This window comes from Mesorhizobium sp. LCM 4577 (genome assembly GCF_001854795.2).
In the GTDB taxonomy this organism is placed as follows: Bacteria; Pseudomonadota; Alphaproteobacteria; order Rhizobiales; family Rhizobiaceae; genus Mesorhizobium; species Mesorhizobium plurifarium.
Window position 1 is genome coordinate 109,412 of the sequence record NZ_MDDU01000053.1, and the last position, 24,451, is coordinate 133,862.

At 65.2% G+C, this 24,451-nt stretch carries 24 protein-coding genes; 6 read left to right on the forward strand and 18 right to left on the reverse strand.

Annotated features, from left to right (window positions below; genetic code table 11):
- Positions 1-3: 3 nt before the first annotated feature.
- Positions 4-1,398, reverse strand: a complete 1,395-nt coding sequence (locus tag LCM4577_RS29450) for a transaminase (RefSeq protein WP_244508461.1) — start codon at positions 1,396-1,398, stop codon at positions 4-6.
- Positions 1,399-1,556: 158 nt separating this feature from the next.
- On the opposite strand from LCM4577_RS29450, the gene LCM4577_RS29455 reads away from it, so the two are divergent.
- Positions 1,557-2,303, forward strand: coding sequence for an IclR family transcriptional regulator (locus LCM4577_RS29455; RefSeq protein ID WP_071074448.1), 747 nt, complete (start codon positions 1,557-1,559; stop codon positions 2,301-2,303).
- 68 nt (positions 2,304-2,371) lie between these two features.
- Here LCM4577_RS29455 and LCM4577_RS29460 read toward each other — a convergent pair whose 3' ends face one another.
- The gene (locus LCM4577_RS29460) at positions 2,372-2,758 is read right to left on the reverse strand and encodes a VOC family protein (protein WP_041006727.1); all 387 of its coding nucleotides are present in this window, start codon (positions 2,756-2,758) and stop codon (positions 2,372-2,374) included.
- 308 nt (positions 2,759-3,066) lie between these two features.
- On the opposite strand from LCM4577_RS29460, the gene LCM4577_RS29465 reads away from it, so the two are divergent.
- Positions 3,067-4,026, forward strand: a complete 960-nt coding sequence (locus tag LCM4577_RS29465) for a helix-turn-helix domain-containing protein (RefSeq protein ID WP_071074449.1) — start codon at positions 3,067-3,069, stop codon at positions 4,024-4,026.
- 162 nt (positions 4,027-4,188) lie between these two features.
- On the opposite strand, the gene LCM4577_RS29470 is transcribed toward LCM4577_RS29465, so the two are convergent.
- From LCM4577_RS29470 to LCM4577_RS29515, 10 genes are all read right to left on the reverse strand, one after another.
- Positions 4,189-5,157 carry a branched-chain amino acid ABC transporter permease gene (locus LCM4577_RS29470; RefSeq protein ID WP_041001989.1) on the reverse strand — a complete coding sequence of 323 codons (969 nt, stop codon included), beginning with the start codon at positions 5,155-5,157 and terminating at the stop codon, positions 4,189-4,191.
- A gap of 5 nt (positions 5,158-5,162) precedes the next feature.
- On the reverse strand, positions 5,163-6,056 hold the full coding sequence (locus tag LCM4577_RS29475) for a branched-chain amino acid ABC transporter permease (RefSeq protein ID WP_041001987.1): 894 nt from the start codon (positions 6,054-6,056) through the stop codon (positions 5,163-5,165).
- 3 nt (positions 6,057-6,059) lie between these two features.
- Complete coding sequence (locus LCM4577_RS29480; RefSeq protein WP_071074553.1) at positions 6,060-6,770, reverse strand: ABC transporter ATP-binding protein; 711 nt, start codon at positions 6,768-6,770, stop codon at positions 6,060-6,062.
- The gene (locus tag LCM4577_RS29485; protein ID WP_071074554.1) at positions 6,763-7,500 is read right to left on the reverse strand and encodes an ABC transporter ATP-binding protein; all 738 of its coding nucleotides are present in this window, start codon (positions 7,498-7,500) and stop codon (positions 6,763-6,765) included. Before LCM4577_RS29485 ends, LCM4577_RS29480 begins: the two co-directional genes overlap by 8 nt.
- Positions 7,501-7,646: 146 nt before the next feature.
- Entirely contained in the window at positions 7,647-8,855 is a 1,209-nt protein-coding gene (locus LCM4577_RS29490) for an amino acid ABC transporter substrate-binding protein (RefSeq protein WP_071074450.1), read from the reverse strand.
- 72 nt (positions 8,856-8,927) lie between these two features.
- A complete protein-coding gene (locus LCM4577_RS29495) occupies positions 8,928-9,320 on the reverse strand; it encodes a nuclear transport factor 2 family protein (protein WP_071030644.1) in 393 nt (130 codons plus the stop codon).
- Between the two features lie 17 nt (positions 9,321-9,337).
- Positions 9,338-10,132: a MoaF C-terminal domain-containing protein gene (locus LCM4577_RS29500; RefSeq protein WP_071030779.1), complete on the reverse strand. Its 795-nt coding sequence runs from the start codon at positions 10,130-10,132 to the stop codon at positions 9,338-9,340.
- A 13-nt stretch (positions 10,133-10,145) separates the two neighbouring features.
- On the reverse strand, positions 10,146-10,934 hold the full coding sequence (locus tag LCM4577_RS29505; RefSeq protein WP_071074451.1) for an SDR family NAD(P)-dependent oxidoreductase: 789 nt from the start codon (positions 10,932-10,934) through the stop codon (positions 10,146-10,148).
- Positions 10,935-11,114: 180 nt separating this feature from the next.
- Positions 11,115-11,702 carry a YceI family protein gene (locus LCM4577_RS29510; protein WP_071030646.1) on the reverse strand — a complete coding sequence of 196 codons (588 nt, stop codon included), beginning with the start codon at positions 11,700-11,702 and terminating at the stop codon, positions 11,115-11,117.
- Positions 11,703-11,743: 41 nt separating this feature from the next.
- Positions 11,744-12,640: a hypothetical protein gene (locus LCM4577_RS29515; RefSeq protein ID WP_071074452.1), complete on the reverse strand. Its 897-nt coding sequence runs from the start codon at positions 12,638-12,640 to the stop codon at positions 11,744-11,746.
- A gap of 205 nt (positions 12,641-12,845) precedes the next feature.
- On the opposite strand from LCM4577_RS29515, the gene LCM4577_RS29520 reads away from it, so the two are divergent.
- The 3 genes from LCM4577_RS29520 (at position 12,846) to LCM4577_RS29530 (ending at position 16,498) form a co-directional block, all read left to right on the forward strand.
- Complete coding sequence (locus tag LCM4577_RS29520; RefSeq protein ID WP_083354903.1) at positions 12,846-14,348, forward strand: aldehyde dehydrogenase; 1,503 nt, start codon at positions 12,846-12,848, stop codon at positions 14,346-14,348.
- Positions 14,349-14,352: 4 nt separating this feature from the next.
- Positions 14,353-15,942, forward strand: coding sequence for a GMC family oxidoreductase (locus tag LCM4577_RS29525; protein ID WP_071074453.1), 1,590 nt, complete (start codon positions 14,353-14,355; stop codon positions 15,940-15,942).
- A gap of 313 nt (positions 15,943-16,255) precedes the next feature.
- Entirely contained in the window at positions 16,256-16,498 is a 243-nt protein-coding gene (locus tag LCM4577_RS29530) for an ATP-binding protein (RefSeq protein WP_040985686.1), read from the forward strand.
- A 182-nt stretch (positions 16,499-16,680) separates the two neighbouring features.
- Here LCM4577_RS29530 and LCM4577_RS29535 read toward each other — a convergent pair whose 3' ends face one another.
- The 6 genes from LCM4577_RS29535 to LCM4577_RS29560 form a co-directional block, all read right to left on the reverse strand.
- A complete protein-coding gene (locus LCM4577_RS29535) occupies positions 16,681-16,989 on the reverse strand; it encodes a putative quinol monooxygenase (RefSeq protein ID WP_071074454.1) in 309 nt (102 codons plus the stop codon).
- A gap of 1 nt (position 16,990) precedes the next feature.
- On the reverse strand, positions 16,991-17,959 hold the full coding sequence (locus LCM4577_RS29540; RefSeq protein WP_071074455.1) for an ABC transporter permease: 969 nt from the start codon (positions 17,957-17,959) through the stop codon (positions 16,991-16,993).
- Positions 17,949-19,535, reverse strand: coding sequence for a sugar ABC transporter ATP-binding protein (locus LCM4577_RS29545; RefSeq protein ID WP_071074456.1), 1,587 nt, complete (start codon positions 19,533-19,535; stop codon positions 17,949-17,951). The genes LCM4577_RS29540 and LCM4577_RS29545 overlap by 11 nt, the downstream gene beginning before the upstream one ends.
- Positions 19,532-20,701, reverse strand: coding sequence for a Gfo/Idh/MocA family protein (locus LCM4577_RS29550; protein WP_071074457.1), 1,170 nt, complete (start codon positions 20,699-20,701; stop codon positions 19,532-19,534). Before LCM4577_RS29550 ends, LCM4577_RS29545 begins: the two co-directional genes overlap by 4 nt.
- 63 nt (positions 20,702-20,764) lie before the next feature.
- Positions 20,765-21,868 (reverse strand): substrate-binding domain-containing protein, encoded by a 1,104-nt coding sequence (locus LCM4577_RS29555; RefSeq protein WP_244508468.1) that lies wholly within the window; start codon positions 21,866-21,868, stop codon positions 20,765-20,767.
- Between the two features lie 56 nt (positions 21,869-21,924).
- The gene (locus tag LCM4577_RS29560; RefSeq protein WP_071030781.1) at positions 21,925-22,752 is read right to left on the reverse strand and encodes a sugar phosphate isomerase/epimerase; all 828 of its coding nucleotides are present in this window, start codon (positions 22,750-22,752) and stop codon (positions 21,925-21,927) included.
- Positions 22,753-22,974: 222 nt separating this feature from the next.
- On the opposite strand from LCM4577_RS29560, the gene LCM4577_RS29565 reads away from it, so the two are divergent.
- Positions 22,975-24,423 carry an ROK family protein gene (locus LCM4577_RS29565; RefSeq protein WP_198541109.1) on the forward strand — a complete coding sequence of 483 codons (1,449 nt, stop codon included), beginning with the start codon at positions 22,975-22,977 and terminating at the stop codon, positions 24,421-24,423.
- The last annotated feature ends 28 nt before the right edge of the window (positions 24,424-24,451 follow it).

Below are 24,451 nucleotides of genomic sequence, written 5' to 3' on the forward strand. Positions count from 1 at the left end.
GGCTCAGACGACGCCCGCGCCGCGAACGAGATCGACGAAACGGCCAAAGACTTCCGTATGGCGATCGACATCGACAGACGACGTCGCCGGGCACATCAGGAACATGGTGTGGAACGGCGTCACCAATATGCCTTCGTTCATGTAGAAGGCATGCAGCAGCGTCTCCAGATCGCCGCGCCGGCCGGCAATGACGTCGGCGCCGCTCAGCGGCGGCTTCGGCATGAACATTATCTCGGCGCGGGCGCCGACCTGCGTCACATGCCAGGGCAACCGGTTGGTTCGGATGATGCCCCAGGCGGCTTCGGCAAGGCGCGTGGCGTTGGCGATCATCAGCTCGAAATTGGCCGGCGTCAGCACCTCTTCCAGCACGGCGCGCATGGTGGCGACGGTGAGCGCGTTGCCGGCCAGCGTGCCGCCGATGCCGAGATGCGCCGACTGGCGCACGCGCGGATTGACCATCGGCACGATCTTCCAAAGCCGCTCGGCGATCTCCCGCGAGACGCCGAAGATGCCGGCCGGAATGCCGCCCGCGATCGCCTTGCCGGCGACCAGAATATCCGGCTCCAGCCCGTGCAGCGCGGTGTAGCCGCCGGGGCCGCTGGAGATGGTATGCGTCTCGTCGATGATGAGCACCGTGCCGGTGCGGCGGGTGATCTCACGCAGCGCCGCGTGAAAGCCGTCGGCGACCGGTATCATGCCGAAATTGGTCATCAGCGGCTCGGTAAGCACGCAGGCGACGTCACCATGCGACAGCGCTTCCTCGAGCGCCGCGACGTCGTTGAACTCGACCACCCGGGAGACGGCCGAATGATCGACGCCGTTCGGGTGGATCATGTTGCGCATGCCGATCCTGCCGTCGCGGATCTCGACATGCGCCTCCTCGACGCCGCCATGATAGCAGCCGGAAAAGACCAGCACCTTGGGGCGGCCGGTGATCATGCGCGCGATGCGGATGGCGCCGCGATTGGCGTCGGTGGCCGACGTCGTCAGCGTCCAGTAGGGCAAGCCGAAGCGGCGCGCGAGCTCGGCGCCGACCCAGAGGCTGTCCTCGGTGGGCAGCATCATGGTGGTGCCGTTCTGCAATTGGCGGAGCGCGGCGCGCGTCACCGCCTCCGGCGCGTGGCCGCACATGCCGCCAGTGTCGCCAAGCGCGAAGTCGACATAGTCGCGGCCGTCAATGTCAGTGATATGCGCGCCGCTTGCCGAAGCAGCGTAGACCGGGAAGCCGCCGGCCCAGCGCCGCATCCAGTGCGACGGCCCGCCATAAAGAAAGTGCTTTTTGCCTTCCTCCCATGCCGCCGCCGAGCGCGGATGCGTGTCGAGGAACCGCGCCTGCTCACGGTCGAGCAGGTCTTCCGTCGTTGCTGATTGCAAAGCTGTCTTGCTGGCGGCCGTCACGGCGCTGAACTCTCCCTGGCGCGCCAAATTCCGGGGCGCATAGCCGTTCCCAGTCGGTTCATTATTTGAACCAGTGTTTTGTATGTTATGAACACACTGGAGGCAGGGAGGGCGCCTGTCAAGTTAATTCACATGCGAAGTATCTTGGAGGATGCGCGATGAGCACGGTGGGCAAGGCAGTGTCGCTGCTGGAGCTGTTCACGCTGCACGAGCCGGAGATCGGCCTCTCCGATCTCGCCCGCCGCGCCGGGCTCGACAAGGCCACCGCCAGGCGGCTCCTGACGGCGCTTGCCGCGCACCGGCTGATCGAGCAGGAGCCGCGCAGCCGCCGCTATCGGCTGGGTGCCGGCCTGTCGCGGCTCGCCCGAATCCGCGACGCGCATTTCCCCTTCGTGCGCCTCGCAGCGCCGGTCATCCGCGAGCTGGCGCAAGAAACCGGCGAGACGGTACATCTGTCGGAGTTCAGCGCCGGCGCACTGCTCACCGTCCATGTCGCGCTTTCGGCCAAGGCTAATCGCGTCAATGTCGATGTCGGCCAGGTGCTGCCGCTGCATGGCACGGCCTCGGGCATCGCCTTCCTTGCCGCCTCGCGCCTGGAGGTGGCCAGCGCCTATCTGGAGCAACCTTTGCAGGCCTTCACCGCGCATACGATGACAGAGCCGGACACGCTGGCCAAAGCCATCGCGTTCGCGGCCGCAACCGGCTATTCGCGCAGTTCGCAGGGCTATGAGGAAGGCGTGCACAGTATAGGTGCCGCGATCCTCGGCGCCGACGGCCAGCCGATCGGCACGCTGTCGATCGCCTCCCCCGTCTCGCGTATCGACGACCATCTGGCGGCCAGTCAGGGCGAGGCGGCGACCAGGGCAGCACGGCTGATCTCGGCGCGGCTGACCGGCGAGGCATAAGTTCATCTCCGCCGTTGCGGCCGGTATCGTTCGGTGCTGCCGACGCCAGACGTTCTCGTTCCTGGCCGTCAAACACCGTCCTGGTAGAGTTCGATCGGAAGTCCATCGGGATCGGCGATGAAGGTGAACAATCGGCCCGTGTAGGGATCTGTTCGGATGGGCTCCACCTCAACGTCGCGCGACCTAAGCAGCCCGGCGGTTGCCTCGACCGAGGCAACCGCGAACGCAAGATGTCTTAATCCGCAGGCCTCGGGCCTGCTGGGCCGGCCTGGCGGATTCGGGAAACTGAACAACTCGATCTGGATGGGGCCATGACGCAAATCGCATTTCCAGGACTGCCTCTCCGGGCGCCAGTTTTCGGCGAGGACGGCGAAATCGAGCTTGTTGGTGTAGAACTGCTTGGACGTTTCGTAGTCACTGCAGATGATTGCGACATGATGGACAGCCAGGAGCATCAAACGGGTCTCACGTGAGCTTCGATAAGGGCGACGCAGCAGACTCGCATCGGGCACGCCTTTGACGCAACCAGGTACCGACACCGGCATCGAGCGGCCAGAGAAACGTACCGAGTCCCGGCCTTGCTAGGACCTTCTCGCTTGCGCCGAGCGCTTCCTTGGTCACCGAGCGCGAATGAATTTCTGCCGTTGCGATGAAGATGCTTAGCATGTTAACTTATTTGCCGGTTGCATCGGCGCTGCCGTTGCGTCTCAATCCCGCGAAAAGAGGCCACGAAAAAGGGCCACGAAAAGACGGGGCGAAACTGATGGAGGAGACTATGCTCGGCCACCATGTGAGCGTCGCCGACGGCGAGGCTTTCCTGTCCGCTTCGCGGATGCTGTTCGGCCCTATCACGCAGCGGTTCTCGCGCGGTGAGGCACCCTCGCTGCCGAAGCTGGTCTCCGTCAATCTGGGCTCCTGTCGACTCTCCGAGATCAGGGCGAAATCGCACCTCGTGGTCAACGACCGTGCCTTCTGGCGCAGCTTCGATCCCGACGCGATCAAGATCCTGATGCAGCTCAAGGGCCGCAGCCGCTTCGAGCAGCAGCAGACGGCGATCGATCTCGGGCCGCGCGCGGCGATCATCTACGATCCGGTGCGGGCTTATTCGCTGCAGAACCTCTCCGACGTCGACCAGCTCATCCTCCAGGTGCCGCGCTCGACCTTCGGCGACGAGACGCTGGCCCGTCTTTCGGCGCCGGTGCCGCTGCCGGGCGAGGGCGACAGCCTAACCCATATCGTGTCCGGGCTGATGCAGATGGCGATCGGCGAAGCGCACAAGCTCGACGAGGCCGGCTGCCGCCGCGTCGGCGAAAGCCTGATCCAGCTCGTCAACGGCCTGATCCAGGCAAAGCCCATGGCGCCGGAATTCCGCCGCTCGCCGCTGGAAGCGCTGCGCGAGCGCATCGTCGCCTATATCGACGCCAATCTGGCCCGCAGCAGCCTCTCGGCCGAGGACATCGCCCGCCATATGGGCTGCTCCCGGCGCTACCTGCACCGCGCCTTTGAGGGCGAAGGCATGACGCTGGAGCGCTTCGTCTGGGACAGACGGCTGGAGCGCAGCAAGGAGGAACTTCTCTCCCCCGCCCGCGCCTCGGTATCGATCTCCGAAATCGCGTTTGCCTGCGGCTTCAATTCGAGCGCGCATTTCTCGCGTGCGTTCAAGAGCAAGTATGACGTGTCGCCACGGGAGTTGAGGGAGCGGATGCGCACCCTGGTGCATTAAGTAGTTTCGGCTGGAGTTTTAGCAGATACAGCAAGCCGTTCCCGCCCTTGGCAGGCACCCGGTGTTCCAGTTTCCATCAGTTCTCGCAGATAGCTGAATCCTCGGCTTGCAGCTCTTGCGCTGCAACCGTCGACAGCGCCTAGTTCGGGGTGTRCACAAATTTCAAGCCGTGCGCGCCTTGCCGACAAAACTCCGCATCAGCCCCCTTGGCAGGAACAGCATCGCCAAAATGATTGTCAGCCCCGAAATCACCGGGTGATAGTCGGGGACGACGATGCGGGCGAGATCGAACACGGCGTACATCACCAGCGCGCCGAGGATCGGGCCGAGCAGCGTGCCGGTGCCGCCGACCACCGTCATCATCAAGGGCAAGAGCATCCAGTCGAGGTCGAACACCGAGTCCGGCCCGACATGGAAGATGTAGAAGGTATAGAGGCTGCCGGCGACGCCGGCGATGAAGGCGCTGCCGGCGAAGGCTGCGACTTTGACCTTGAGCGTGTCGATGCCGTTGGCGGACGCCGCCATCTCGTCGTCGCGCACGGCGATCAGGGCAAGGCCGTAGCGCGAGCGCATCAGCGCGCGGATGGCCAAGGCGGTGGCGACCATAAGGCCTAGCCCGACCCAGTAATGCGGCCGCAGCGTGTCGAAGCTGCTTGCCGGGGCGACGATGCCGAAGGCGCCGCCGGTGAAGTCGCCGCCATTGACGAAGATCACCTTCACGATCTCGCCGAAGCCGAGCGTGCCGAGCGCGAAATAATCGCCATGGAGTTTCGACAGGAGCGGCAAGCCGATGAGGACCGCCGCGAGTGCCGCGACGAAGCCACCCAGCAGCATTGTCACCGGGTCGAAATAATAGATGTTCGGATGGCTGTCATAGAGCGAGCCCCAGAGATAGTTCCCGCTCCACAGGATCGCGGTGGTATAGGCGCCGAGGCCGAAGAAGGCATGGCTGCCGAGGCTGATCTGGCCGCCATAGCCGGCGACGAGGTTCCAGCTTTGCGCCATGACGGCGTAGAGGAAGACGAAGAACAGGAAGGAGAAATAATAGGCGTCGACAGCGCCGGGCAGGAACGGCAGCAGCGCCAGCGCCGCGATGACGACGATTGCGATCCATTGCGAGGGTCGGCTCATCGTTCTCAAGCCTTCTTGTAGGGACGGCTGAACAGGCCTTCCGGTTTGAACATCAGCACCAAAAGGAACACGCCGTAGGCGATGGCGTTCGTCCAGCCGCCCGAGATGAAGAACTGGACATAGGCTTCGATCAGGCCGAGCAGGATGCCGCCGGCCAGCGCGCCGGTGACGTTGCCGATGCCGCCCAGCGCCAGCGCCACCAGCGCCTTGAGGCTGAAGATGAAGCCGGCGAAGGGGTTGAACGGAAAGGTGGTTGCGACCGCGACGCCGGCGGCGCCCGCCAGCGAAATGCCGATGGCGAAGGCAATCGCATTGACGCGGTGCGGGCTGATGCCCATCAAAGTCGCGGCGTCCATGTCTTCCGAGGCGGCACGCACCGCCTTGCCGACGATCGTCTTGCGCAGGAAGAGCATGACCAGGCCGGTGCCGGCGAGCGCGATCAAAAAACCCATCGAGCGGGTGAAGGAGGTGCGCACGCCGAAGAGCTCGATGCCGCTTGCCGTATAGCTCGTCACCACGCCGGCGGTGTTGCCGCCCCAGATCACCGTCATCAGGTTCTGGACCAGGAACATCAGGCCGACCGCGATGAGCAGCGAGACGTTGCGGTCTGCTTCAGCGGCGGCCTTGCGGAACAGGCCCTGATAGATCAGCCAGCCAACGCCGAGCCCGACCGGCACGACGATCAACAGCGACAGGAACGGGTCGACGCCGAGGCCGTAGAAGAGCGCGCGCACGAAATAGGCGGCCAGGATGATCATCGCGCCCTGGGCAAGGAAGATCAGCCGCATGGTGCCGAAGATGAGGCTCAAGCCCACGGCGGCGACGCCATACATTGCGCCGCCGAGCGCGCCGTTGAGCGACAGCTGGAGCAGGATCTCGGGTGGCGGGAGATTGACCATGTTCTACTCCAACACGCCCATATAGGCCTTCTGGATTTCGGGATCGGCGATGAGTTCGGCGCCCGTGCCTTGCATGGCGAGCGAGYCGGTCTTGAGCACGAAGGCGTAGTCGGCCACCTTCAGCGCCTGATGGATGTTCTGCTCGACAAGCAGGATGGTGACGCCTTGGCCATGCAAAGCCTGGATGAGCGCAAACATCTGCTGCACGACGAGCGGGCTGAGGCCCAGCGACGGCTCGTCGAGGATGAGCAGCGACGGTTCGGACATCGTGGCCCGCGCGATCGCCAGCATCTGCTGCTCGCCGCCGGAGAGCGACCCGGCCTTCTGGTGCGCGCGTTCCTTCAGGCGCGGGAAAAGCGTGTAGGCTTTCTCCAGCAGCTGCTTGGTGCGCGGGCGAGCCTTGGGCTGGAACGCGCCGAGCTCGAGATTTTCCAGCACCGTCATCTGGCGGAACAGACCGCGCCCTTCCGGCACATGGGCGATGCCCAGGCGGGCGATCTCCTGCGGCACCTTGCCTGTGATCGACTGGCCCCAAAGCCGGATGTCGCCGGCGTTGGGCTTCAGCAGGCCGGAAACGGTGCGGAGCAGTGTCGTCTTGCCGGCGCCGTTGGCGCCGACCAGCGCGACGATCGTGCCGGGATCGACATGGAGCGACACGCCCCACAGCGCGCCGACGTCGCCATAGGCGACCTCGAGATTGCTTATTTCAAGCAGCCGGTTCGCCAAGATAAGCCTCGATGACTTTGCGGTTTTGCGTGACGTCGCGCGGTGTGCCGTCGGCGATCTTCTCGCCATGGTCGAGCACGATGACGCGGCTGCATACTTTCATGATGGCGTCGACCTTGTGCTCGACCCACAGCATTGAGATCCCACGGTCGGCACGCACACGGYGAATGACGTCGACCATGCGCTGGATCTCGGTCGGGTTGAGGCCGGCCATCGGCTCGTCGAGGAGCAGCAGCGCCGGATCGGAGGCGACGGCGCGCGCAATCTCCAGCATGCGGCGGTCCGACAGCGTCATATGCGCGGTGCGCATATCGCGCCTGGCGCTGAGGCCGACCAGCTCCAGCGCGGCGGTCGCCGCCTCGGTCGCGTGCTTGACGCGGCCTCCTGCCCCGTAGACGGCGCCGACCATGACATTCTCGAAGGCGGTCATGGTGAGGAAGGTGCGCACGAGCTGGAAGGTGCGGGCGATGCCGAGCCTCGAGATGCGGTGCGGCGCGATGCCGGTGATGTCCTTGCCGCGGAAGGACACGCGCCCTTCGGTCGGCGCGTAGATGGCGGTAATGACGTTGAAGAGCGTCGACTTGCCGGCGCCGTTCGGCCCGATCAGGCCAATCAGCTCGTTGGCGCCGACGGCGATATCGATGTTGTTGAGGACGACAAGCCCACCGAAGCGCTTCTTGACCGCCTCGAGGCGCAGCAAGGTTTCGTCCGCCTGCATCGTGTTTTCGTTTCCTTCCAGCGGAAGCGCCGAGGATTCGGCACTCAAACCGCTCAATTGCCGAGCGACCCAAATGTGCGGGCGGGAAGCGAACGGGCGCCTGGCTTCGCAATCAGGCGCCCGCCGCTTCCACCGCATCCGCTCGTTCAGCGCTTGTCCCAGGCCGGGGCCGGCTTGTAGGTCCAGTTGCCGTCCGGATAGATGAGCTGGTGCTTGCCTTGCCACCATTGCGTGGCAACGCTCGGTATCAGGGCGAAGCCGGTGTCGTCGAACTTGAGGTCGCCGACCACTGTGTCCTTGAACTCCTGGCCGAAGATCGCGTCGTGGATGGCGGTGGCATCGGTGCTGCCGGCCTTCTCGATGGCCTGCGCCAGCACCTGCGCATTGGCGTAGAATGCGCCGACGGTGACGGAGTCCTTCTTGAACTCGGCCTCGTAGCGGTCGCCGAGCTCTTTCGCGCCCTTATAGGGATAGCTCGCCGACCAGAAGCCGTCGGTCAGGATGTAGTCGGAATCGGGTCCGAGCGCCTCGTGGAATTCGCCGGTCCAGGTACCCTTCCAGCCATGCAGATAGGGCACGGAGAAGCCGAGCTCCTTCATCTGCCGCAAAAGCGTGACAGTGTCGGCCGGCGAGCCGAAGACCAGCATGGCGTCGACATCGGCGGCCTTGAGCTTGGTGATCAGCGCCGAATAGTCGGTGGCGCCGATCGCCCAGGGATCGTCGACGGCGAAGCTGTAGCCGTATTTCTTGGCCGCCGCCTCGAAGGCGCCGCCGAAGCCCTTGCCGTCGGGCGAGTCTTCCGAGACCAGCGCCGGATGCTTCGGCTTCTCATTCGCCGGCAGCTTGTCCCATATCTGGAAGGGCACCTCGGCGCCAGGTCCCGGATGGAAGAAGAACAGCGCCGAGTATTTGAGCTTCAGCGGCTGCCACTCGAAGGGAAAAGCCGTCGTGATCATGTAGAACTTCTTGTATTTTTCCGCGACGATGGCGCCGGCGATGTTCATCGGCCCGGAATGYGTCGAGAGCAACGCGTCGACCTTCTGCACCTTGATCAGGTTTTCGAGYGCCGAAGCGACCTTGCCCTCCGAGCTCTCGTCGTCGGCGACGACCAGCCTGACCGGCAGCTTCTTGCCGGCCGACTTCACCATGATGCCGCCGGCCTTGTTGATGTCGGCGACCGCCTGCTCATAGGCCCATTTCTGCTCCTTGCCGTCGCCGGCCAGCGGCCCGGTGAGCGAGATCGGCGCGCCGATGACGATCTCGTCGCCGGCGGCATTGGCGACGAGCGTGCCGCCGGCGGTCAGCGCGGTGGACAGCAAAAGGCCGGCCAGCATTCCCTTCAGACTGATTTCCATTGTCATCCTCCCAGATTTTTTCATCGGGCCGATCCTCCCAAGGCCAGGCCCGYATTCACTCGTGCCGACGCCTCAGCCCATCGCGGCCGCGACCAGCCTGGTGTCGGTGAACTGCTCGAAACTCACGGCCTTGCCGTCACGCATCTCCCAGACATGGACGACGCGCGCCGTCATCGGCTTGCCGGTCTTCCTGTAGGTGCCCGAATAGGTGCCGATGCCGACGATGGTGGCGCCGCCGTCGACCAGTTTTTCCAGCGCGAAGGTGTAGCCGTCCCAGTCCTCGCCGATGCGCTTGAAGACGCCGGCGATGACGGCATCAGGGCCGACATAGGTGCCGGCATAGGGAAAGCCTGCCATTTCGGTCCAGGCGGTGCTTTCGGTGACCGGCGCCATCATCATCGCCAGATCCTTGGCGTCGGAGCCGGCGTAATGGGCCTTGATGGCGTCGTAGTTCTTGTTGCTCATGATGCTGACCCCAACACTCACACGGGCTCCTGGCCCGGGTCGTAAACGGCCCTGGATTTCTTCTCGATGAAGGCGCCGGCGGGCTTGTTCTCGACCTTGCCCTGGCTGGTCACGCCGAGAAACTTGCCGGTCGAGCGCATCGTGTCCCAATTGTAGAAGAACAGCGACGCGACCGGGATGATGAACTCGCGGAAGCCGAAGACATAAAGATTCTCGGCGAACTTCCAGGTGGTGGCGAGATCGACGTCGCCATGCCCGCGCTGGACGCCGACGAGGTTCTGCCAGGCGTAGCGCTGGGAGCTCAGATAAATGTGCTCGTATACATGGTTGGGGCTGTAGGTGTAGTGCGCCGTCAGCCCGATCAGGTCGCGCGTCGGCGCCGGCTCGCGACCGGTCGGCGGCACGGCGGGGTCGCCCAGCACGCCGGCGGAATAGGTCTGCGCCACGCGCGGCTCGCCCTGCGCTTCGCCGGGTTCACGCACCCGCTCGCGCACCGACAGAACGCGCCGCGTTTTCGTGTCGACGATGAAGGCTTCGTCCTCGGCCGGCCTCGCGGCGAAGGTCATGTTGATGAAGAAGACATGCGGCGCGACTTCCAGCGCCTCGTACCAGTCGGCGCCGGCCTCTGCGCCCTCGCTCCAGGCCACGGTGTCGGCGGCAGTGAAGGCGAGATCGATGGTGCGACCGGTCTTCAGCGTGATCTTGAAGGTCTGGCCGCGCAGCGCATCCGTCGTCGGCAGCCGGTTGGTGGCAATGCCGGCGGCGAAATCGTCGAAATGCTTCCAGTCGGCGGGTCTGTTCTGGTCGTTCATCGCCATCTCCAAATCAATCGACAAAAGCGAGCGTCGGCAGGTCGACCACGGTGGCGCCGCCATCGACGGTCAGGATCGAGCCATTCATCATCGCCGCCTCGCTCGAAGCGACGAAGCAGATGACGTTGGACACTTCTTCCGGCGTCGCCGGCCGGCCGAGCGGCACGTCCTTGGTGACAAGCCTGTAGGCTTCCTCGATCGAGCCCAGCCGGTGCTTGTCGACAATCACCTGCATCTGCTCGTCGGCCATGGCCGTCGCCACCCAGCCGGGGCAGATGATGTTGGTGCGCACGCCCTGGCGGCCGTAGTCGCGCGCCAGCGATTTGCCGAAGCCGACGCAGGCATGCTTCATGGTGACGTAGCCCGCCGCTGCCGGTCCGGCGAACAGGCCGGCGATCGAGGCGACGACGACGATGTTGCCTTTGCGCGCGATCAGATCGGGCAGGCATTCGCGGGCGCAGACGAAAGCGGTATCGAGATTGGTGCGCGTCGCCAGCGCCCAGGTCTCGTCGCTCATCGTCACCGTCGGGCCGACGCCGTGGCCGCCGGCATTGGCGACGAGGATATCGACCGGGCCGATCTTGTCGTGAACCTCGGCAACGGCGGCGCGCACCGCCTTGGCATCGGCGGCGTCGCCCTGCACGACCAGCCCGCCAATATCCCTGGTTACGGCCTCGAGCGGCTCTCGCCGCCGCCCCATCAGCACGACTTTGGCGCCCTCTGCCGCCATGCGCCGGGCGACAGCGGCGCCGATGCCGGTGCCGCCACCGGTGATGAAGGCCGTCTTGCCGGAAAATCTCATGCCACGGTCCTTATGGGCACGCGCCCAAACGTTGCCGATCGTTGACGTGGAGTGTGCGACGGTTGCCTTTTTCCGTCTTGTCCGACCGGGAACTTTGTTTTGACTGAGAGCGCACTTCTGCGCTCCTTCGGATGCCGCGCGGCCTTGCCGCGCGGCATCATGCGTCTGGCTTCCAGCGGCCTATTTCTTGACCGCCTCGACATCGATGACGATGTCGACCTCGGGCCCGAGGCCGAACCCATCGGCGGCCTTGGCCATTGGGAAGTCGGCGGTGCTGACCTTGCCGGTGGCGCTGAAAGCCGCCTTGGTCAATGTCGCGTCCCATGGCGCCGGCGCTTCGTTGAGCAGCTTGACGTCGAGCGTAACCTCCTTGCTGACGCCGCTGATCGTCAGGTTGCCGGTGACCTTGCCGGTCTTGTCGTCGACCTTCTCTACCTTGGTGCTTTCGAAGCTGATGGTTGGAAACTCGGCGGCGTTGAAGAAGTCGGGGCCTTTCAGGTCGCTGTCGCGCTGGTCGAAGGCGGTGTGGACCGAGCCGACATCCAGCTCGGCCTTGACGCTGCTTTTGGTGACGTCCGCCTTGTCCATGACGATCGAGCCTTTGACCGCGTCGAACTGGCCGTGGGCGATGCCATAGATGCCATGCTTGACGGTGAAGGTGACCCAGGCGTGCTGGCCGTCGATGTCGTAATTATCGGCATGCGCCGCGGCAGTCAGGATCGATGCGCCGGCGAAAGCGAGCGCGGCAATCAGTTTTGTCGTCCTCACATGTTTTCTCCCTGTTGTTGGTTGTTGTGTTTGGATCCGGCTCAGGAAAAGCCGAGGGCGGCCCCATGCGGCGCCCAGACGATCGCCGTCACGATGGCCAGAATCGCCGGAACGGCGATCAGGATGCCGGCGACCAGCGGCCGCAGGGGCCGTGCGCCGGGAAGCAGGTTTTGCAACGGGCCGCGCACGAGCGCGACGGCGAGCGGCGGCAAGGACGACAGGACGAGCGCGGCGGGATTGGCCTTGGGCGCGAGCAGCGCCACCTGGACCAGCACCGTCGCGGCGGCGTAGAGCAACAGGAACTCGACGCCCCTGCCCCATGGCGCGGCCACGCCGCCGCGAAGCGTCGTAAGATACTGCACCAGACACCAGCCACCGACCAGCGCGGCAATCGAGCCGAGCAGTTGCCCGGTGACGATCGAGGCGCCAAGCACCGAGACGATGGCGCCGGCGAGCGACAGCGCAAGCACCGCCGCTGGCGCGAGGAATGGCTCCTCGGGCGACGGCGATGGCGAGGGTTGCTGTGCGGTGAGCAGTGCAGCGCCGACAAGCGCTAGCAGCCCGACGGCAAGTGCTGCGATCAGTTGCACATCGAGAGCGCCGCCGGCCAGCCGCCGCCAACCGAGCCACAGGAAGGCCGCCGCGAAAGCGACGACGGCGGGAAGACTCGTTGCGCGTCCCAACACCCGCTCGGGCAGCAGGCCGATGACGATGCCGGCGAAGGCGAGATAGATCAACTTCTGACTGGCGGCGACAGGCAGCATGACCGGTGGCCCGAGCGTGTCCCAGTAGAAGAACAGGAGCAGCGCTGCCCACAACAGCGTCAGCACCGGCGATGCCGCCGGCAAAACAATGCGCGCGGCGAGCGCCAGCGCGATGCCGAGCAGCAGCGGCAGYGCGGCCGTAGTGACCATCGGATTGCCGAGAACCGCGCTCAAATCGTCTTCACCTTCCAGGACCCGCGGAGACGTGCCAGCGTGGCCGATCTCATCCCGCGATCTTGATTGGCCTTGGGCGAGCCGTCTTGTCCGAGCGGGAACTTTGTTTTGACTGAAAGCGCACTCGCGGCCGCGCCGGCTTGAAGGGCATTGGCGCGCTCCATAACCCTCTCGAAAAATGTTCGTCAATTTCGAGGAGGATGGCGTGAACGAGAGAACCGTGCCGCCGATCAGCGCGGCTGCCGCCGCATTCCTTTCGCGACCGCATCGGCCCTTCATCAACGGACGTTTCGTCCACGGGCTCGCCGGAGACGAGCTGGCTGTCGACGATTCCGCCTCGGGCGAGATCGTCGCTTATGTGCCCGAGAGCGGCCCGGAACTCGTCGACCAGGCTGTGCGCGCGGCGCGGGCGGCGCTCGAAGGGCCATGGGCGTCGATGCGGCCGGTCGACCGCCAGAACCTGATGCTGAAGCTTGCCGACGCGATCGAGGCCGATGCCGACCTTCTGGCCGAGATCGAAAGCATCGAGAACGGCAAGTCGCTGGGCGTCGCCCGCATGCTGAGCGCGGGCGGCGCCGTCGACTGGCTGCGCTACTATGCCGGCTCGGCGACCAAGATCGAAGGCTCGACCTTCCAGGTTTCCATTCCCGTGCCGCCTGGGGCGAAGCACCAAGCGATGACGGTGATGGAGCCAGTGGGTGTCGTCGGCGCCATCGTGCCGTGGAACTTCCCGCTGCTGATCGGCATGTGGAAGATCGCGCCGGCGCTCGCCTGCGGCTGCACCATCGTGCTCAAGCCGCCGCAGGAAACACCGCTCGGCCTGCTCAGGCTCGCCGAACTGATCGAGGCAGCGGGCTTCCCGCCCGGCGTCGTCAACATCGTCACCGGCAGCGGCGCTGTGACCGGTGAGGCGCTGATCCGCCATCCCGGTATCGACAAGCTGACCTTCACCGGCTCGACGGAAGTAGGAAAGCGCGTTGGCCACGCCGCGGTCGACCGGGTGGCGCGTTTCACGCTGGAGCTCGGCTCCAAGTCGCCGATGATCCTGCTCGCCGACATGGAGGAAGGCATCGAGCCGCTGCTTGCCGGGCTCGGCATGTTCTTCAACCAGGGCCAGGTCTGCACCTCGGCGGCGCGGCTGTTGATCGAGAAGCCGATCTACGACCGCACGCTGGCGCGGCTGGCCGAAATCGCCGACGGCATGACGATGGGCGCCGGCCGCGACGCGGAGGCTCAGATCAATCCGCTGGTCTCGGCCAAGCATCGTTTGAGCGTGCAGGGTTTCGTCGAGCGCAGCCTGGCGGCGGGTGTCGAACGCGTGAGCGGCGCGCGACCCGTGCCTACGAAAGGTCACTATGTGGCGCCGACCATCCTGCACCATGTGAAGCCGGAGATGGAGATCGTGCGCGAGGAGGTATTCGGGCCGGTGGTGGCGGCGATGCCGGTCGCCGATCTCGACGAGGCGATCCGCATCGCCAACGACACGCGCTACGGACTGTCTGCCTCGATCTGGACCCGCGACATGGGCAAGGCAATGACGGCGATCCACGGCCTCAAGGCCGGCACGGTGTGGGTCAATTCGCACAACACGCTGGATCCGGCAGCGCCCTTTGGCGGCTTCAAGCAATCCGGCATCGGCCGCGAGCATGGCCGCGCGGCGATCGAGGGCTACCTCGAAACCAAGACCGCCATCATGCGCTACGCCTGATCCGATGACGGACATCTACGATTACATCGTCGCCGGCGCGGGCTCGGCGGGCTGCACGCTGGCAAGCCGGCTGGTCCAGGCCGGCAAGCGCGTGCTCGTCGTCGAGGCTGGCCCCGCGGACAACACGCGCTTCATCGATATGCCGGCCACCTTCGCCAAGGTGATCGGCACGGCGCGCAGCTGGATCTACCAGTCGGAGCCGGAGCCAAGCGTCGGCGGCCGCTCGCTGCCGATCCCGCAAGGGCGCACGCTCGGCGGCGGCTCTTCGATCAACGCCATGCTCTACATAAGGGGTCAGCCGGAGGACTATGACGGCTGGCGCGATCTCGGCTGCCCGGGCTGGGGCTGGGACGAGGTGTTGCCGGTGTACAGGAGGCTGGAGCGCAACGAGCGGCTTGCCGGCGAGTTGCACGGCTCCGAAGGATCGTTGCCAGTCTCCGATCCGCGCTACCGGCATCCGCTGTCCCTCGCCTATGTGCGCGCCGCCCAGCAAGCCGGCTACCGCTTCAATGACGACTTCAACGGCGAGCTGCAGGAGGGCGTCGGCTTCTACCAGACCACGACCGCAGACGGCGAAAGGCAGTCGGCGGCCAAGGTGTTCTTGAGGCCGCTCGCCGGCAATGCCAATCTCACGGTCGTCACCGATGCACTGGTGACGGCGCTGACGCTGGAGAATGGCGCCGCGACCGGCCTCGCCTATCAAACGCCGGACRGCTATAACCATACCGCCTCGGCGAAGGACGAAGTGATCCTTGCCGCCGGCGCGCTGGCGACGCCGAAACTGATGATGCTGTCCGGTCTCGGCCCGGCCGCGCATCTGGCGGAGATGGACATTCCCGTCGTCCGCGACATGCCGGCGGTCGGCCAGGACCTGCAGGATCATGTCGCCGCCCCGCTCTACGCGCTGACGCGCAAGCCGGTCTCCCTGCTCGGCGAGGATCGCGGCTTCAAGGCGCTGCGGCATGGCATCGAATATCTCATGTTCCGGCGCGGCCTGCTCGCCTCCAACGTGGTCGAGAGCGGCGGCTTCTTCGACACCGATGGCGATGGCCGACCCGACGTCCAGTTCCACGTGTTGCCGGTGATGATCGAAAACGCCGAGCACGGCTCGGTCGAACGCCACGGCATGGAACTGAACCCGTGCGTGCTGCGGCCGAAGTCGCGCGGCTCGGTGCGGCTGCGCTCGCGAAAGCCAGGCGACCCGATCCGCTTCACCACCGGCTTCCTGTCCCATGCCGACGATCTTGCGCTGTTGCTGGCAGGGATGAAGATTGCCCGCGCCATCGTGCGTCAGCCGGCACTGCGCGAAGTAGTCTCCGAGGAGCTTGCGCCGGGCAAGGCGGACAACCTCGGCGACGAGGCGGTAATCGACCACATCATCCGCCACGCCAAGACCGTCTACCATCCCTGCGGCACCTGCCGGATGGGAACGGACCAACAGGCAGTGGTCGATCCGCGGCTTCGCGTGCGCGGCGTGCCACGCCTGCGTATCGCCGACGCCTCGATCATGCCGCGCCTCACCAGCGGCAACACCAACGCGCCGGCGATCATGATCGGCGACCGCTGCGCCGATTTCATCCTGGGCACCTCTTGAAGGTTAGCCGAGACTGATCCAGGCCGTCTTGAGGTCGGTGTACTTCTCGATGGCGTGAAGCGACTTGTCGCGACCGAAGCCGGACTGCTTGAAGCCGCCGAGCCAACTCTCCGCTAGGTCAGTTTGCGCAATAGGAAATCGTAGAAGCGCACGTCGTCCGCCCTTGAGACGTTGATGCGTATTCCTTTCGCGAGCGGGTGTGTCTTGTCGACGCAAAACACACTGCCCGGCGCGATGAAGATGCTCTCTTTCGCGCCCTCCCGCGCCAGTTCGATATGAGAGCATCATCCTTAGCCTGTCGGCAACTCCCGTGATGTCCGATGTCGATCCCGATGCCGCCGGGATCCTGTGCCGCAACCTCATCGACAACGCGCTGCGTTATGGCAAGGCCTCGTCGCCTGTGGCAGTGACCCTCGACTCGGATGGGCTGCTGACGGTGTCAAACGAAGGACCCGTTGTGCCGCCCGAGATAATGGCGAAACTGGCGTTTCGAGCGGGGCGGAACTTCGGCCCGCGGCAGCGGAATCGGGCTGTCGATCGTTTCGACGATTGCTGATCGGATAGGCAGCCCGCTCACCCTCAAATCGCCTAGGCCAGGGAAGCAGTCCGGTTTCGAAGCCAGCGTGAACCTCGCGAACGCAAGCGAGTCCAAGTCCACGGCTTCATCTTGATGTGATGTCTGCCCCGATGGCGACGGTGAAAATGGCTGGATGCAGGCGCGAGATGATGCTCGTGGCTTCACGTCGCCATCGGGCTCAACATCACGAAACGACGGACGTCGACCGGACGTGCGACCAGATCATCGAGGCGGCCGAACAGCGGCTTCAGATGCGGCATTGCCAAATGCCGGTCGAGATCGTCCTTCGAGCGCCAGTTCTCATAGAACATGAACACGCAAGGGTCGGCCGCATCGACATGGAAATCGTAGTTGATGCAGCCCACCTCGGCCCGCGTCGGCTCGACGAAGCCCGACAGGATCGCCTGCAGTTCCTCGCGGGTCTCCGGCTTGGCGACGATGGTGCCGACCACCGTGTAGGGAACCACCATGTCATTTCCGTCCCTGGCTGAGCGCGACGGCGAGGATGATGATGGCGCCGCGCGCGATCAGCTGCTGGCTGAACTCCAGGCCCATCAGGATCAAGCCGTTGTTGATAAGCCCGATCATCAACGCGCCGACAATGGTTCCGATCACCGTGCCGGACCCGCCGAACAGGCTGGTGCCGCCAAGCACCGCCGCCGCGATGACCGACAGCTCGTCGCCCTGGCCGAGCTGGAAGCGGCCGGATTGCAGCCGCCCGGCATAGAGCATGCCGGCAAGAGCCGCCGCCATGGCCGAGATGATGAGGACGCGAAACTTGATCGACTTGGTGTCGATGCCGGAATAGCGCGCCGCGACCTCGCCGCCGCCGGTGGCCAGCACGCGCCGGCCGAAGCTGCTTCGCCTCAGCACGACATGACCGACGGCGCCCAGCACCAGCATCCAGATCAGCAGGACGGGCGCCGGCCCGATATTGCCACCGCCAAAAATCCACGAATAGCTCTTCGAGATGATCGGCACCGCGGCCGTATCGCTCATCCACATCGCGGTGCCGGTGGCGATCCCCATCATGGCCAGCGTGGTGAGGAAGGACGGAATGCCGATGCGCGTCGTCAGGAGCCCGTTGAAGGTACCGACGACGGCGCCGGTGGCGAGGCCTGCAACGATGCCGGTAACCGGCCCACCGGCGTCGATCGCCATGGCCGTGGTCACCGAAGCCAGCCCCGCCACCGCCCCGACGGACAGGTCGATCTCTCCCGCCGACAGCACGTAGGTCATGGCGATAGCCATGACCGCGATCATCGCCGTCTGGCGCACGATGTTGAGCAGGTTGTTGGGGTTGAGGAAGCCCTTGTCGAACAGCGTGATCGCGAACACGATGAAGATCACGACGAAGCCGATATAGATGATGTTCTGCCGCCAGTTGGCGAGACCGAGTCTTGCGAGGAGCGAGGGGGCGGTGTCCCGGTCAGTGGACATGTGTTCCTCCCTCACTCTTGCTCAGCGCTTTCTGGATGACGATCTGCAGCTTGCGCTCCGCCGCCTGCAACCGAGCGACCGGATCGTCCTCCGGYGCCGACAGATCGTCGAGATCGCCGCGGTCTATGTCGTCCATGACGCGGCCGTCCGCGATGACGAGTATGCGGTCGCAAGCGGTCAGCATCTCGGACAGCTCGGACGAGATCATGATGATGGCCTTGCCGCTCTTGGCGAGCTCGCGCACCAGCATGATGATTTCCGACTTCGAGCCGATGTCGATGCCGGAGGTCGGCTCATCGAGGACAAGAATATCCGGCTCGGTCGAAAGCCATTTGCCGATGACGACCTTCTGCTGATTGCCGCCCGACAGCGTGCGCACCGCAGCGTCGCGCGAAGCGGTCTTGATCCGCAGCCTTCCGATCTGGCTGTCGGATTRCTCGCGCATCTTGCTGTTCGACATGAAACCATTGCGGCTCAGCCGGTCGAGCGAGGCAAGCGCGATGTTGGAGGCGACCGAATGCTCGGCAATGACGCCTTGCCGCAACCTGTCCTCGGGCACCAGCGCGATGCCGGCCTCGATGGCGTCGCTTGGCCTCGTGATCGCCACCGGCTTGCCAGCGATGCGCATTTCGCCTTCGACGATCGGCTCGATGCCGGCAATGACGCGCGCGATCGCGGAGCGGCCGGAGYCGAGCAGTCCGGCAAGGCCCACCACCTCGCCGCCGCGGACGACGAAACTGGCATTCTTCGGCTTCGTCACGCCCGACACGTTGTCGAACTCCAGCAACGGTTTTCCGATGCGCGATCCGCCGCGCGCCACATCCGACAGGCCGCGTGAGCGTTTGCCGACAATGTGTTCGATCATCGTTTCGACCGGCAGGTCCGACAGCGGCGCGGTGACGACATGGYGGCCGTCGCGCAGGATGGTGGCGCGGTCGGCGATGCGAGCGATCTCATCCATGCGGTGCGAGACATAGATGATGGCCACGCCATCCGACCTCAGCTTGCGCAGGAAGGCGAACAGCCGCTCGACATCGGACACGGCCAGCGCCGTCGACGGCTCGTCCAGCACCAGCACCCTGGCGTTCTGCGAGATCGCCTTGACGATCTCGGTCAATTGCCGCTGGCCGGCGCCGAGATCGCCGACAATCGCCTTCGGATCGACCTCGACCTCGAGCATGGCGAACAGATCCCGGGCGCGCCTCTCGGCGGCGCGGTCGTCGATTAGGCCGAACGCGCCCTTGGCTTCGCGGGTGAGAAACACGTTCTGCGCCACGGTCAATGTCGGGATCAGGCTCATCTCCTGGAAGATCATGGCGATGCCCGCCCGGCGCGAAGCCTCAGGCGAAATCTCGCTCAGCGGCTTGCCGTCGACAAGGATGGTGCCGCTGTCGGGCGCATGCACGCCGTTCAGCACTTTGAGGATGGTCGACTTGCCGGCGCCGTTGCCGCCGAGCAGGGCATGGATCTCGCCCTTCTCCACCTGCAGGTCGACATCGACCAGCGCCTTGACGCCGCCGAAGGATTTGCTGACGCCCTTCATCTCCACCGCATGAACGGGCGTCCCGTCGATCATGGCCGGACCTTGACCCAATGGCCGCTCTCGCCGGATTCGATCAACGCGTCGGCGACCCGCTCCGTCTTGTAGCCGTCCTCGAAGTTCGGCGACGGCTGCTTGCCGGACGCGATGGCGGAGAAGAAGTCGAAGCACTCGACGATCTTGGTCTCGGAATAGCCGATGCCAAGTGCCGGTATCGGCCACAGGCCCGAACCATAGGGATGCGCCGGACCGGAATAGACGGTCCTGAACCCACGGGCGTCGGCAGGATCATCGGCGAACATGACCTGCAATTCGTCGCGCCGTTCGTAGTTGAAGGCAATGGAGCCCTTGGTGCCGTGGATCTCGAAAGTGATGAAATTGTTGCGGCCATAGGCATTGCGGGTCGCCTCGAGCGAGCCGATGGCTCCGTCGGCGAATTTGAGCAGCGTCACCACCTCATCGTCGACATCGACTTYGGCCCGTTGCGCGCCGGTGTTCCGTTCGGCGGCGCCGAGCCTGTCGAGATTTCCGCTCTGAACCGGGCGCGTCTTGTTGTAGGTGCGCACCAGCGCGCTGACCTCGGCGATCTCGCCAACGAGGTAGCGGGCAAGATCGACGACATGCGTGCCGATGTCGCCGATCGAGCCGGAGCCGGCGATCTTCTTCTGGAAGCGCCAGGAGAGCGGGGAATCGGGATCCGCCGACCAGTCCTGGAGATAGGTGCCGCGGAAGTTGAGAATCTTGCCGATGCGGCCCTCCTCTATGTATTGGCGGGCCAGCGCCACCGCCGGGGTGCGCCGGTAGTTGAAGGCGACCATGTGGATGATACCCGCCTTCTTCACCGCGTCGAGCATGGTCTTCGCCTCGTCGCCGCCGCGCGCCAGCGGCTTTTCGCAGATGATGTGCTTGCCGGCTTCCGCCGCGGCGATGGCGATCGCGGCATGGCTGTCGTTCGGCGTGACGATGTCGACAACGTCGATGTCCGGCCGCTTCACCACCGCGCGCCAGTCGGCGGACGATTCTTCRAAACCGTAGCGGCGGCGGCCTTCGTCGGCCAAGGCCTCGGTGACGTCGACCACGACCTTGCGCACGGGAATGGCGGGCGCCGGCCAGAAGAACATCGGCATTGCCGCATAGGCCATGGCATGGGCCTTGCCCATGAAACCGCCGCCGATCATCGCCACGTTGAGCGTTCGGGTCATGATAGCCTCCAGATTGAGCTGAGAAGGAGTGGCCGGCGGGGGAGCGCGCCGGCCGCGGGGCCGCTACATGCTGCCCTTGATCTTGTCGGTGGCCTCGGCGTGATAGACGGCCTTCCAGCCTTCCAGCAGCGTGTCCTTGGTGACCGGCAGCGCCGGCAGGGCGACGAAGGCCGGCGCTTCCTTGCCGAGCAGGCCATAGCCGGCGAGCTTGGCTTCGGTGACGCCCTGGTCGAACGGACGTTGGGCGCCCAGCCCCTTCACGAAGCCGCCGCTTGCTATGTTGATGGCGACGTTCTCGCCGAGATCGCAGGTGGTGATGACGAGATCGTCGCGGCCGGCGGTGCGCGCCGCCGAGATCACGCCTTCGGCCGGCACGTCCCACACCGCCCAGATGCCGTTGATGGTCGGGTGCGAGGTGAGGATGGCGGACGCCGCCTTCTCGGCGTCGCCGGTGAAGTCCGGCCCGCCAATGCCTTGCTCGGCGACGATCTTGATGTCGGGATAGTTGTCGGCGATCGTCTTCTTGAAGCCGTCATAGCGCTGCCTGGTGACGAAGAAATCGGCGGCGTGGAAGACGAGGCCGATCTCGCCCTTGCCGCCCAGCGCCTTGGCCATCAGATGCGCGGCCGCGACGCCGTTGCCGTAATTGTCGGCAGAGACCACGGAGACGTAGTCCTTGCCGGCGGCGAAGCCCGCCGGAACATTGTCCATGAACACCAGCTTGGYGCCCTTGTCGGCGGCAGCCTTGTAGGCCGATGYCGTGGCCGACGGATCGGTCGGGATCGACACGATKATCTTCGGGTTCTGCGCCATCACCGTCTCGAGGTCGGCGACCTGCTTTTCCGGCTTGAAGCCGGCATCGGTGGTGGCGATCACCTCGATGCCCATCTTCCCGAACTGGTCCTTGAGGCCGGCGATCTGCGCCCTCGACCAGTCATTGCCRCCATAGTGCATGACGATCGCGGCGGTGGCCTTCATGTCCTTGATCTTTGCCAGTTCCTCGTCCGTCAGCGTGACGGAGGCTGCCGAGGCCGGCGCCTCGCCGTTCGGGCCCCTCGAAAGCACCGTCTTTTGCAGTTCCGCCAGCGCCGAATCCGGGTCGGCGGAGGCTGGCGCGGCGGCATAGAGACTGGTTGCCAGCAGCGCCGTCGTGAAGACCGCGGTCATTGTCCTGAAACGTGTCATTAGGTTCCTCCCTGATGACGGGCGCGAAGCCCGGTTGCTTAATGTGGCCCCATGGCCTTGTTGAGGTAGTTCATGCTCAGTGCTGCTCCTTGCCTGGGATCCGCCCAGGCATCGAGTTCGGTGGTGATCCAGCCGGAAAAGCCGATGTCCTTGAGCGCCTCGACGATCGGCGCCATGTCGAGGTCGCCGCGATCGAGCGGCGTGAAGGCGAAGGGGTCGCGCTGCCAGCCTTTCAGATGCACGTAGCTGATGCGGTCCTTGAATTCGCGGATCTGCGCGGCCGGATCGCCGCCGGCGGCCGCCAGGTGCGCGGTGTCCGGGCAGAAGTCGATCGCCGTGTGCCTGAAGATCTCGCGCACGTCTTCGGGGCCTTCCACAATGGTCGACAGATGCGGGTGGTAGTGCGCCCGCAAGCCCGCCTTGGCCCCGATGTCGATGACCTTGTCGAGCGACGCGCCGAGGCGCTTGAAATCGTCGGCCTGCCGGCCATTGGCGCGCTTGGCGCCGCCGCCGACCACCAGATGCTCGGCCCCAAGTTCGGCTGCGACCGCCGCGGCGCGCTCGATGCGGGCCAGTTCCTCGCCGAGGATATCGTCGAAGATGAAATTGGCGCCTGAATAGCCCGCAACGAGCGCGACGCCCGACTGGTTCAGGACGGCACGCAAGTCACCAATGCGTCCCGCATAGTCGAGGAGATTGCCGTCGAAGAGCTCCGTCCCGACATAGCCGGCCGCGCCGATATCGCGGATCGCCTGCTCCATATCACCGAAAGTGCGGTAGGTGAGCTGGGTGATCGAGGTGACGCCGACGGCATTGCCGCCAAGCGGACCCCAGCAATTGGCATGATAGGCCAGTTTGACCGGCATCTCGTATCCTCCCATACGGCCGCGACCAGCAAAGGGCGGCGCGATGTTGTTGGCCGGAGGAAAATTCGGACGCCGCCTGATGGTGCCCATCGCCTTCCAAGCCCGTCCACCTGGGCCCTCCTCCGAGCCTCCAGCAATACTTATGCGCTCCTTTCGGCGTTCGTCAATTATTAAAATGCAAAAGTCGGCTTACTTTTGTTGATAAACGACATAAGTTCCTACTTGATCCGTAAATGGGGTCACGTTACCCATGGCGAAGTGGCCACGGCCGACGGGGCGGCACCGCGGCAGGTGAGGCGCGGCAAGGACATGGACGAACGCAGCATCTCAAGCGATGAACAGTCAGCCGCGCCACGCCGGGCCGCCGGCCGGCCGCGCGCCAGTGAATCCGCGCATGGCAGCCTGGCCCTGCTGCTCAACCTCGTGCGAAGCGGGGTGGCGACGACCCGCCAGGAACTGGAAATACAATCGGAAATGGGGCGGGCCGTCGTCACCGACCGCCTCGCCACCCTTCTCAAGCTGGGGCTGATCGAGGAGGGCGAACTGGGCCTCGCCGTCGGCGGGCGCGCGCCCCGTCATGTCCGCTTCCGCCCGCGCATGGGCATCATCCTTGCCGCCGTGCTAGATCATTCCTCGCTCGCGGTCGGCGTCTCGGATCTGACCGGACGCTTGCTGGCCGAACATCACGAGGCCGTCGAGCTGGCGGCGGGACCCGAGCCCGTGGTGCAGCGGCTGGCGACGCTGTTTGCCTGGATGCTGGAGGAACATGGCAGCGAAGGAGGCATCTGGGGCATCGGCCTCGCAGTGCCCGGAGCCGTCGAGAAGCCCGACGGCCAGCGCCTGTTCGCGCCGGCGCTGACCGCGTTCCAGAACTGGGATGGATTTCCTTTTGTCGAACAATTGGCCACGCTTGTCGGCGCGCCTGTCTGGGTGCGAAGCGGCGTTCAGACGATGACGATGGGCGAGTTGAAATCGGGAAGCGGCATCGGCCTGGCGGACATGATCTTCGTCAAGCTCGGACGCTCCATCAGCGCGGGCGTCATATCAGAAGGCACGCTGCACCGTGGCGCGCAGGGCGCCGCCGGCATGATCGGCCACACTTTCGTGGAGGGTGGAAATCTCGAAACGATCGCCGGCAGCGAGGCGCTGACGCGCGAGGCCCGTCAGGCGGCCGACAGCGGCCGCAGCCCCTATTTGGCCGGTGTCCTGGCACGCACCGGCGAAGTCACGGTAACCGATACCGGCCACGGCGCGCAGCTGGGCGATCCTTTCTGCATAGACCTGCTCGGCCGCTGCGGCCGCGCCGTCGGCGAAGTGCTGGCGCCGCTGGCCAATCTGTTGAACCCCTCGCTGATCGTGCTTGGCGGCGCGGTTGCCGAGACCGGGGACATCCTGCTGGCGGCCGTGCGCGAGGCGGTCTATCGCCAGTCGCATCCCGTGGTGACACGCGACCTCAGGATCGTGCGCTCGCAAATGGGCGGCTCGGCCGGGCTGGTGGGAGCCGCGCAGGTGGTGGCCGAGGCGCTGTTCGATCCGAGGTTCCTGCAGGGCTGGATCACGCTCGGCTCGCCGCGCGAGCACCCGGAATTCAAGGATTTTCTCGCACGCGCCGCGCTCGACATCGTTACCCGGCCGGCCAAGCCGCGCCCGCCGGGCGGCTCGCTTGCGTAGGACCTGCGATGGTGCGCCGCTGGCGCCT